At 69.4% G+C, this 9,601-nt stretch carries 9 protein-coding genes, 2 tRNA genes and 1 pseudogene; 5 read left to right on the top strand and 7 right to left on the bottom strand.

Annotation, left to right across the window (positions count from 1 at the left end; translation table 11 throughout):
* A pseudogene (locus ABDW35_RS24625) lies at positions 1-336 on the top strand (MFS transporter); the annotation flags it as partial.
* 6 nt (positions 337-342) lie between these two features.
* On the opposite strand, the gene ABDW35_RS24620 reads toward ABDW35_RS24625, so the two are convergent.
* Positions 343-1,194 (bottom strand): universal stress protein, encoded by an 852-nt coding sequence (locus tag ABDW35_RS24620; RefSeq protein ID WP_343716504.1) that lies wholly within the window; start codon positions 1,192-1,194, stop codon positions 343-345.
* Positions 1,195-1,326: 132 nt separating this feature from the next.
* Positions 1,327-2,751 (bottom strand): amidase, encoded by a 1,425-nt coding sequence (locus ABDW35_RS24615; protein ID WP_343716503.1) that lies wholly within the window; start codon positions 2,749-2,751, stop codon positions 1,327-1,329.
* Between the two features lie 76 nt (positions 2,752-2,827).
* Between ABDW35_RS24615 and ABDW35_RS24610 the strand changes: the two genes are divergently transcribed.
* Positions 2,828-3,607, top strand: coding sequence for a helix-turn-helix transcriptional regulator (locus tag ABDW35_RS24610; protein ID WP_343716502.1), 780 nt, complete (start codon positions 2,828-2,830; stop codon positions 3,605-3,607).
* On the opposite strand, the gene ABDW35_RS24605 is transcribed toward ABDW35_RS24610, so the two are convergent.
* The 5 genes from ABDW35_RS24605 to ABDW35_RS24585 all read right to left on the bottom strand — a co-directional run bounded on the left by ABDW35_RS24605 (position 3,576) and on the right by ABDW35_RS24585 (position 7,070).
* Positions 3,576-4,949, bottom strand: coding sequence for an APC family permease (locus ABDW35_RS24605; RefSeq protein WP_343716501.1), 1,374 nt, complete (start codon positions 4,947-4,949; stop codon positions 3,576-3,578). The genes ABDW35_RS24610 and ABDW35_RS24605 overlap by 32 nt on opposite strands.
* Before the next feature lie 125 nt (positions 4,950-5,074).
* The gene (locus ABDW35_RS24600) at positions 5,075-5,785 is read right to left on the bottom strand and encodes a hypothetical protein (RefSeq protein WP_343716500.1); all 711 of its coding nucleotides are present in this window, start codon (positions 5,783-5,785) and stop codon (positions 5,075-5,077) included.
* A gap of 64 nt (positions 5,786-5,849) precedes the next feature.
* Positions 5,850-6,656 carry an endonuclease/exonuclease/phosphatase family protein gene (locus ABDW35_RS24595; protein WP_343716499.1) on the bottom strand — a complete coding sequence of 269 codons (807 nt, stop codon included), beginning with the start codon at positions 6,654-6,656 and terminating at the stop codon, positions 5,850-5,852.
* Positions 6,657-6,784: 128 nt separating this feature from the next.
* Positions 6,785-6,860: transfer RNA gene (locus ABDW35_RS24590), tRNA-Asn, on the bottom strand.
* Positions 6,861-6,996: 136 nt separating this feature from the next.
* Positions 6,997-7,070: transfer RNA gene (locus ABDW35_RS24585), tRNA-Cys, on the bottom strand.
* A 207-nt stretch (positions 7,071-7,277) separates the two neighbouring features.
* Here ABDW35_RS24585 and ABDW35_RS24580 point away from each other — a divergent pair.
* The 3 genes from ABDW35_RS24580 to ABDW35_RS24570 all read left to right on the top strand — a co-directional run.
* Positions 7,278-7,934, top strand: coding sequence for a protein-L-isoaspartate O-methyltransferase (locus tag ABDW35_RS24580; RefSeq protein WP_343716498.1), 657 nt, complete (start codon positions 7,278-7,280; stop codon positions 7,932-7,934).
* A 13-nt stretch (positions 7,935-7,947) separates the two neighbouring features.
* Entirely contained in the window at positions 7,948-8,271 is a 324-nt protein-coding gene (locus ABDW35_RS24575; protein WP_343716497.1) for a rhodanese-like domain-containing protein, read from the top strand.
* A 2-nt stretch (positions 8,272-8,273) separates the two neighbouring features.
* Positions 8,274-9,601, top strand: a 1,328-nt coding sequence (locus tag ABDW35_RS24570) for a TolC family outer membrane protein (protein ID WP_343716496.1), incomplete at its 3' end; no start/stop codon positions are given.

The following is a 9,601-nucleotide window of genomic DNA, read 5'->3' as shown; positions in this document are numbered from 1 at the left end:
ATCGGCAGCGTGCTGCTCGCGGGCGCCACCTGGCTGTTCTACACCCGCGGCGCCGCCGATCCGGGCCTGCTGCTGCCGACCTACGCTTTGACCGGCCTGCTGGTCGGTGTCGTCGGCGGGGTGCCGTACGTCATGGTCAAGGCATTCCCGGCAGCGGTCCGGTTCAGCGGCCTGTCCTTCTCCTACAACATCTCCTACGCGGTGTTCGGCGGGCTGACGCCGCTGATGATCCCGGCGCTGCTGGTCCTGAACCCGCTGGCGCATCTCTACTACATGCTGGCGCTGTGCGTGCTCGGCTGCGCGGTCGGCCTGTGGCTGATGCGGCGCGGGGTGTGAGCGGCCTCACCGCATCATCAGCACCGGGATCAGGCACAACCGCACCATCGCCGTGGTGGTGCTGCCGATGATCAGGTTGCGGATGCGGGAGTGGCCATAGGCACCCATCACCAGCAGGTCGATCGACGCAGACGCCACCTCGGCTGCGATCACCGTCTCCGGCTCGCCCGGCAGGATCCGGGCGCGGACGTCCCAGCCGGCCTCGCGCAGCGTGGTCTCGGCGGCGTCGAGCTTGGCCTCGGCTTCCTCATCCGGGCTGCCGGCCATCAGCAGATGGCCCTCCAGCCCGCGCAGCAGCTGGCCCTTGGCGATCAGTTCCACCGCCCTGGTCACGCTCGGGCCGCCATCGAAGGCGATCAGGAAGCGCCGGATCGGCTTGAAGGCGCGGGCGGCCACCAGCACCGGCTTCTTCGCCGCCCGCGCCACCCGCTCGAGATTCGAGCCGAGATGCAGCTTGGCGAAATCGGCCGCCTCGCCGCGCTTGCCGATGACAATGACGCTGGTGTCGGGCTCGAACTCCGCGACCGTCTCGACGAGGTCGCCATTGTAGAGATGGGTGTCGATCTCGGTGACGCCGACCTCCTTCAGCCGGGCCGCGCCTTCCTCCAGGATCAGCCGGCCGCGCTTCTGCGATAGGCTGGCCCGCTGCTCGTCCATCGCCGCCAGCTCAGCCAGGATGTCCTGGGAATAGGCGACGAGCGTGCCGCTGATGTCGACCGGGATGGTCGACACTTCGCGGCGGCCCAGCACATGCAGCAGCTCGACCGGCTGATGGAGCCGCGAAGCGGCCCAGGCCGAAAGATCGCAGATGCTGTGGGAGTAGATCGAGCCGTCGATACAGGCGAGAATCTTGGCCATGCCATCGACTCCATGTTGGCCGGGCGCGCGGGCGCGGTCGGCGACAGGGAAAGACTGACTCAATGCCGGTCCTGACTCAACAATCTGGCGCGGCCTCGCTCCGTTCCAAGAGCGAAGCGGGCCGGGCCGCTATTATCGCGGCGGCCCGCGGCGCACCGCCTCGGTCAGCCCGATCTCCAGCAGCGCCGATTCCATCGCCCGGGCCAGGCCCAGCACTGCCTCGTCGGCATGGCGATGGCCGACGATTTGCAGCCCCACCGGCAGGCCGTCCGACGTCAGCCCGGCCGGCAGTGACAGGGCGGGGCAGGGCGACAGCAGGTTGAACGGTGCGGTCAGGTCGAGGCCGCCATAGCGCCCGTCCGGCCGATCCGCCGCGAAATCGTCGTCGGTCAGGGTGACGGGCGGGGGCGGCACGGCGCAGGTCGGGCACAGCAGGGCGTCGCGGCCGGCCAGAATGGCGGCCAACTCGTCCCACATCCGGCTGCGCAGGATCTCGATCCGCTTCACCTCGGCGGCGCCCAGCGTCAGGCCGCGGTCGATCAGCCCGACCAGGATCGGATCCATCCGGTCGCGGTACCCCGCGAGGGTATGGCCCTGAAACGCCGCCATGAACACGCACCACAGGTCCAGCCACCGATCGCTCACCGCGCGGGTCCAGGGCAGGCGCACCTCCTCGACCACCGCGCCGGCGCGGCGCAGCGCCTCCGCCGCCGCCAGCACCGCGGCCTCGACCGCCTGGTCCACGGCGTAGTAGCCGAGGTCCATCGACAGGGCGAAGCGCCGGCCAGCCAGCCCGTCGATCCGCGTCGCCGCCAGGTCGAAGGGCAGAGGCAGGGAGTTGATGTCCTCGTCGCTCGGGCCCGCGGCCGCGGTCATGAAGGCGACGGCGTCGTCGACGGTCCGGGCCAGCGGGCCGAAATGCGAGATGTCGTCGAACTGGCTGGGCAGGATGGTCATCGGGATCCGGCCCAGGCTGGGCTTGAAGCCCACCACGCCGCAGAAGGCGGCCGGGATGCGCACCGACCCGCCCATGTCGGTGCCCTCGGCGAAAGGTACCACCCCTGCCGCGACCGCGGCGCCGGAGCCGCCGGAGGACCCGCCCGGCGACCGCTCCGGGTCCCACGGGTTGCGGGTCACGCCCCAGCGCGGGCTATAGGTGAAGCTGGAATGGGCGAATTCCGGGGTGGTGGTCTTGCCGATCACGATGGCGCCGGCCGCCTCCAGCCGCCGCACCACCAGCGCCGACCGGTCCGGGATCCAGTCGCCGGTCGAATGCGACCCCAGCGTGGTCAGGTGGCCGCGGGTCGGGGTCAGGTCCTTGATCGCCACCGGCACGCCGTGCAGCGGCCCCGGCGCTTGGCCGGCCGCGATCGCCGCATCTGCGGCCTCGGCCTTGGCGATCGCCTCCTCGTCCAGGATCAGGGTGAAGCAGTTTAGCCGGGCCTGGGCCGAATGGGCACGGCCCAGGGCGTCGGCGATCACCGCGCGGGCGCTGGTCCGGCCGGCGGCGATGTCGTCCGCGATGGTACGGGCGCTGGGCGGGTGCGTGTCGGGCATCTCTCGATCCTCAGGGACGGCTTGCGGCCGGCGCCGCTCGGCCCAAGGATAGCGGCCTGGAGCGGAAAGGCAGGGCATGGAGTTTGCGGCTTGGAACGCCGGCCTCGCGGCGGCGATGGCGGCGATGGGCACCGCGGCGTTCCCGGACCGGCTGGGCGAGGCGCTGGCGGCGTTGGTGCCATTCGACATGCTGAACGGCTTCGCCTATCGCGGCGACGCGCCACCGCTCGACCTGCACAACCGCCAAGCGCCGGAGCTCGCCGCCATCATCGTCGACGGCTACATCGCCGGCTCCTATCTGCTGGACCCGTTCTTCGAGGCGGTGCGGGGCGGCACGGCCGACCGTTTCCTGGTGATGGCCGACCTCGCCCCCGACCGCTTCGCGCAGAGCGAGTACTACAACCGCCACTACATCCGCACCCGCATCCTGGACGAGGTCGGCTACGTGCTCGATCTCGGCCAAGGCGTGACCGGGGTGCTGTCGGTGACCCGGCGGCGCGGCCATACCCGCTTCCGCCAAGCCGAGATCGCCCGGCTGCGCGACGCGGCGCCGATGGTCTGCGCGCTCTGCGAGCGGCACTGGGCCGGCTTCGGCGGGGTGCCGGAGCCGGCCGGGACCGGGGATCTCGTCACCCGCATCGTCGATCTGGGCGGCGGCCGACTGACCCGGCGCGAGGCCGAGATCGTCGGGCTGATCCTGAAGGGCCATTCCACTCCCTCGATCTGCGCCCTGCTCGGGCTTGGGCAGGAGACGGTGAAGACCCACCGCAAGAGCATCCACCGCAAGCTCGGCATTGCCTCGCAGGCCGAGCTGTTCGCACGCTTCACCGCCTTCCTGGCGATGCCGCCGGGATAGGGGCCTCCGCGACCTCGCGGAACTGCGTCTCCGGCGGCTGCCGGCTGAACATCCGGGTGAGCCAGGCGAGGTAGACAATGCCGACCGCCAGCCAGATCAGCCCCAGCACCTTGGCGTGCTCGTCCAGGCTGACCAGCAGCCACAGATTGGACAAGGCGCCCAGCACCGGCACCACCAGCGCCCCGATCACCGTGCCGAGGCCGCGCTGCGGCGCGCGCAGCCACAGCAGCCGGATCACCGACAGGTTGACGAAGATGAAGGCGACGAAGGCGCCGAAATTGATGAAGGAGGTCGAGGTGGTGACGTCCAGCCTCAGCGCCGCCAAGGCCACCGCCCCGGCCAGGGCGATGTTGAACACCGGCGTGCGCAGGATCGGGTGGACATAGCCGAAGGCGGACCGCGGCAGCACGTCGTCGCGGCCCATCGCCAGCAGCAGCCGGCCGACGCTGGCCTGGGCCGACAGGCCGGAGGCGAACTGCGCCACGATCAGCCCGGCCAGGAACAGCATGACGAAGACGTCGCCGCCGATCGCCTTGGCAATGTCGAAGGCGGCGCTGTCGACATTGGCGACGTCGCCGCCGGGGAAGGCCAGCTGAGTGAAATAGGCGGCCAGGATGAAGATGCCGCCGCCCAGGAGCGCGATCAGCATGATCGCCCTGGGGATGGTCCGCGCCGGCTCCACCGTCTCCTCGGTGAGCGTTGTCACCGCGTCGAAGCCGAGGAAGGAATAAGCGGCAATGGCGGCCCCGGCGAGATAGGCGGGCAGGGTGCCGCTGCCGGTGAACGGGTTGGCCGAGAACAGCGGCCGGGCCGCGGCGCCGGCCAGGGCGTATCGGACGCAAAGCGCGACGAAGGCGGCCAGCACCGCGAACTGGACCAGCATCAGCACGATGTTGACGCCGTTGGCCAGCTTGATGCCGACGATGTTGATGGCGCTGGTGACGCCGATGAAGGCGAGGATCCAGACCCATTGCGGCACGTCGGGAAAGGCGGCGGAGAGATAGGCGGCGCCGATCAGCCAGATCGCCATAGGCAGGAAGAAATAATCCAGCAGGATGGCCCAGCCGACCAGGAAGCCGACATGGCCGCCGAAGGCGCGGCGGGTGTAGGTGTAGGCCGATCCGGCGACGGGATAGGCGGCGGCCATGCGGCCATAGGACCAGGCGGTCAGCAGCACGGCCACCAGCGCCACCAGATAGGCGGTGGGCACGGCGCCGCCGGTCTTCTGCGCCAGGATGCCGAAGGTGCCGAACACGATCATCGGCGTCATGTAGGCCAGACCGAACAGCACGACCGAAGGCAGCCGCAGCGTCCGCGTGAGCCCGAATGGCTGGTCCGTCATCTCGTCCTCCCCGGGCCGGCCGCCGCCTTGTCGCTGCGGTCGGCAAGCCCCGTCGTGGTGATTGCGGGGAGAACTATGGGAAGCCGGCGCCGGCCGGCGCCATCACCCCAAGGGGGGAGGGCGGCCTATTGCGGCCGGCGTGGCGTCCACGGCACCTGCTTCATGAAGTCGGCGAGAATCGCCTCAGACGTCCTGTCCTGGACCGGAGTGACGCGGTACTTTACGATCCACAAATCCCGGACATAGCAGAAGATATAGAGGTCCGACCGGACCCGTCCCGGGGTGTTGTTGATAAAGTCGCTCGTCTCGTAAACCGCGACAGTTCCGGGGACCTTGGCCTCGCCCGACGGCGCCGCGACGGTATCTTCCCGGACCAACTTCGCTTCGGGATGGAGGGTTGTGAGTTCGGTTTCGCGCCGTCCCACCTCCTGCTGGCAAACGGTGTCCCGGAGCCCGGAGTCGAGATCACGTACCGTGCTATCGGCGGCTGCGGTTGGCGAGAGCAGCCTGAAGGCCAGCGGGACGGGATAGACATAGGCCGAGATCCGCATCCGGCCCGAGGGAGTCGGCACATCGTAGTTGGCGCTGACATCCCCTCCCTTGTCGTCGAATTGCGTGATGGTGATGCGGACGAAACGGGCCCCTGCGGCCATCCCTTCCGTCGGAAAGACCATGCCTGAGCCGCCATGGACGTAGCGGCCCTCGGCCGTGACCTCCCCCGGCTTGGACAGGATCGGCGTCGTGCCGTCGGATGCCTTCGGCTTGGCACATCCGGCCAGGACCAAGAGCGCCACGGCAGACCATAAGACCACTCCGGGCTTGAATATCTTCGGCATCGCTCCCCTCCCTGTGATGCGGCTTCACGATGCCACAGCACAGGAAACGGAGCGAGGCGGCGCGTCAGGCGGCCTGGGATAGCGGCGCGGTGCCGGCCGGCAGGGCAACGCCGAGATCGATCTCGGCCTTGAGCGGCAGGTGGTCGGAGGCGATCCGCGACAGCGGGCTGCGATGCACCTCGACCTGGCGCAGCACGCCCTGCGGCCAGCCCAGGATGCGGTCGAGCGAGACCAGCGGCAGCGGCGCCGGGAAGCTGGGCGGGCTGGCCTGGAGCGGCCCGAACAGCGCGCCGAGCGGCCGCAGCGAGGACCGTCGCCCGGGGCGCCACTCGTTAAGATCGCCGACCAGCAGGGTCGGCATGCTCTCGCCGGCGGCGATCTCGTCGAGGATCATGGCCGATTGGCGCATGCGGCAGCGGCGCAGCAGCCCGAAATGGGCGGCCACCACCCGCAGACGGCCGGCGGGCAGCGCCAGTTCGGTGATGATGGCGCCGCGCGGCTCGGCCCCCGGCAGGGTCAGCCGGCGCAGGCGGGTGACCTCGCCCTCGCGCACCAGCAGGGCGTTGCCGTGCCAGCCATGGCCGTCGGGAAGGTCGGAGACATGCACCAAATGCAGGCCGCTGTCGCGGCGCAGCGTCTCGGCATCCAAGAGGCCATAGCGCCGGCCGAAGCGGCGATCCACCTCCTGCAGCGCCACGACGTCGGCCTTCAACTCGTCGACCACCGCGGCGATGCGCAGCGGATCGAAGCGGCGGTCGAGCCCGACGCATTTGTGCACGTTGTACGAGCCAATGACAACCGGGCGGCTGGACGCCGTCTCGATCGGTGCCTGGGGCAGGAGGCCGGTGCGGGATGTGTCGTACAGGGCCATCTCGGTTCCGAAAGCCGGGACCGTCAGACAGCGCCCGGGAACCCCATGGATTTAATATAACGGCCCGCCGATGCCAAGACGGGCGCGACGGAATGTACCGCCGCTCGATCGAAGGGATAAGAGGAAGATGGCTCCCTGGACTGGACTCGAACCAGTGACCCGCTGATTAACAGTCAGCTGCTCTACCAACTGAGCTACCAGGGAACATGAGCGCCGGATCGCTCCGGGCTGTTGGTGGCGCGGCTTATAGCAACCTCGCCCCGCCCTGCCAAGCCTGACTTGCACCCCCGATTGCACTTTTTGGAGATGCTGGTCCGACCGGTATTTCGGACGAGCCGTTTGGAGGCGCGAGCCGGAATCGAACCGGCGTGCACGGATTTGCAGTCCGCTGCTTGACCACTCAGCCATCGCGCCCCGACGGCGGCCCCCGTATATCGCCCGCCGAGAAGCAGGGTCAAGGATGATTGCGCGGAAGTTTCGGGTCGCCCGACATCCGGCAGATGGACTGGTCGGTAACAGACCGATTGTGTTGCAAGCGCGAAGGCCGATATAACCGCTGCGTTTGATCGCGCGGCGGCCGCCCGGCCGCTGCGCCTCGCCGTCCCCAGATTGCGGAATCCCATGGTCGACTACGCAGCCGCCCGCCTGAACATGGTCGAAGGGCAGATCAAGCCCAACAAGGTCGTCGACCAGGCTCTGATCGACGCGATGATGGCCGTCCCGCGCGAACGCTTCGTGCCGGCAGACCGGCGCGGCGTCGCCTATGTCGACGAGGATGTCGCGATCGGTGGCCGCCGGGTGCTGATGGAGCCGCGGGTGTTGGGCCGGCTCTTGAACGACGCTCGCATCACGCCCGACAGCCGCGTCCTGGTCGTCGGCGCCGGCACCGGCTACAGCGCCGCCCTCATCTCCCGCCTCGCCGCCAAGGTGGTGGCGCTGGAGGAGGACAAGGCGCTGCTGGCCACCGCGCGCGGCGCGCTGTCCGAGCTCGGCGCCCAGCGCGTCACCCTGGTCGAGGGGCGGCTGACGGAGGGCTGGGCGTCCGAGGGGCCGTATGACGTCATCCTGGTCGACGGCGCGGTAGCCGAGGTGCCGGCGGCGCTGATCGCGCAGCTGGCGCCCGGCGGCCGGCTGCTCACCGTGGTGGATGACGGGGACGGCGTCGGCCGTGCTATGCTGGTCAGTGCAGTCGATGGAGTCGTGTCGCAGCGCCCGCTGTTCGACGCGGCGACGGCGATGCTGCCCGGCTTCCAGCGCAAGCCGGCCTTCCAGTTCTGAAGCGGGGCATCGGGTGCAGCTTTTCGAGATCGACGTGGCGACCCTGGCGGATTGGCGGCGCGACGGCACGGGGCATGTGCTGGTCGATGTCCGCGAGCCGCAGGAGCTGGCGGTGTGCCGGATCGAGGGGTCGCTCGACATCCCGATGAGCGAGATCCCGGGGCGGGTCGAGGACATTCCGGGCGATCGCCCGGTGATCGTCATGTGTCACCACGGGGGGCGCAGCGCGCAGGTGGTGCGGTGGCTTTCGGCAAGGGGCATGGACAACGTGGTCAATCTGCGCGGGGGCATCGATGCCTGGGCGCGCGAGATCGACCCAACCATGGGACGGTATTGACGATGACACGATATGGACGGTTCGGCCTCTCCACCGCGGTGCTGTCCGCCGTGCTGGCGCTGGGCATTGCCCCGGCCTCGGCGCAGTCGATGGCCGAGGCGCTGGCGTCGGCCTACGCCACCAACCCCGATCTTGCCGCCGACATCGCCAATCTGAAGGCGGTCAACGAGGGCATTGCCCAGGCCCTGTCCGGCTACCGGCCGGATGTGAGTGCCAGCGCCAGCATCGGAAGCACCTTCAGCAACACGCAGACCGACGGGGTGGAGGGGGGCACTGCCCTTCGCAGCTCGAACGGGGGGCGGGACAGCCGGTGGCACGAGATCAACCCGGCCACGCTCGGCATCACCGTCACGCAGAACATCTACAATGGCGGCCGGACCCAGGCATCGGTGAACCGGGCCGAAAACACGATCATGGCGACCCGCGCCGTCGTCCAGACCACCGAACAGACGGTGCTGCTGGACGCGGCCACCGCCTATGCCGACGTGGTCCAAGCCCAGGCGGCGCTGGACGTGCAGCGCAACAACGAGGCGGTGCTGCGCAGGCAGCTGCAGGCGACCCAGGACCGGTTCAATGTCGGTGAGGTGACCCGCACCGACGTCAGCCAGTCCGAGGCCAGCCTGGCCAGCGCCGTGGCTCAGCGGATCGAGGCGGAGGGCACGCTGCGCGCCAGCCGCGCCACTTTCGAGCGCTTCATCGGCCAGCCGCCGGGAACGCTGGAGACGCCGACGGTGCCGGCTGGCCTGCCGTCCTCGATGCAGGAGGCGATCCAGAAGGCCCAGGCGAACTATCCGGGCATCGTCGCTGCGCTGTTCACCGAGCGTGCAGCGGCCGATAACATCGACCTGCAGTTCGGCGCCCTGCTGCCGTCGATCGACGTGCAGGCGCGGCTCCAGCGCCAATATTCGACAGTCTCACATCCGAAGGCGAGATTTGAGACGGCTCCCGGGCTGTCCGGCCAGCTCTTCGGGCCGCAGCAGACGAGCTTCGGGGCGCAGTCGCGCGTCGACTCCGCGGCGATCGTCGCCCAGGTGACCATCCCGCTGTATTCGCAGGGCAATCAGGAATCCCTGGTGCGCCAGGCCCGCTACACGCATGGCCAGCGGCGGATCCAGATCGAATCACAGCGGCGCCAGGCGATCCAGAGCGCCGTCCAGTCTTGGCAGGCGCTGGTGACGGCACGGGCCGCCATCAAGTCGTTCCAGGCTGCGGTCAAGGCCGAGCAGCTGGCGGTGGAAGGCCTGCAACAGGAAGCCCAGGTCGGGTCGCGCACCGTGCTCGACGTGCTGACCGAGCAGCAGAACCTGCTCAATGCCCAACTCCGCCTGGT

Source organism: Inquilinus sp. (assembly GCF_039594555.1).
Taxonomy (GTDB): domain Bacteria; phylum Pseudomonadota; class Alphaproteobacteria; order DSM-16000; family Inquilinaceae; genus Inquilinus.
The sequence above is the reverse complement of the archived record's forward strand: the minus strand, read 5'-3'. Positions and strand labels throughout refer to the sequence as shown.

Bases quoted from the DNA above. Each gene is read 5' to 3' on its own strand.
- ABDW35_RS24595 (WP_343716499.1), bottom strand. From the start codon at position 6,656: ATGGCCCTGTACGACACATCCCGCACCGGCCTCCTGCCCCAGGCACCG.
- ABDW35_RS24615 (WP_343716503.1), bottom strand. From the start codon at position 2,751: ATGCCCGACACGCACCCGCCCAGCGCCCGTACCATCGCGGACGACATC.
- ABDW35_RS24580 (WP_343716498.1), top strand. From the start codon at position 7,278: ATGGTCGACTACGCAGCCGCCCGCCTGAACATGGTCGAAGGGCAGATC.
- ABDW35_RS24620 (WP_343716504.1), bottom strand. From the start codon at position 1,194: ATGGCCAAGATTCTCGCCTGTATCGACGGCTCGATCTACTCCCACAGC.
- ABDW35_RS24600 (WP_343716500.1), bottom strand. From the start codon at position 5,785: ATGCCGAAGATATTCAAGCCCGGAGTGGTCTTATGGTCTGCCGTGGCG.
- ABDW35_RS24605 (WP_343716501.1), bottom strand. From the start codon at position 4,949: ATGACGGACCAGCCATTCGGGCTCACGCGGACGCTGCGGCTGCCTTCG.
- ABDW35_RS24610 (WP_343716502.1), top strand. From the start codon at position 2,828: ATGGAGTTTGCGGCTTGGAACGCCGGCCTCGCGGCGGCGATGGCGGCG.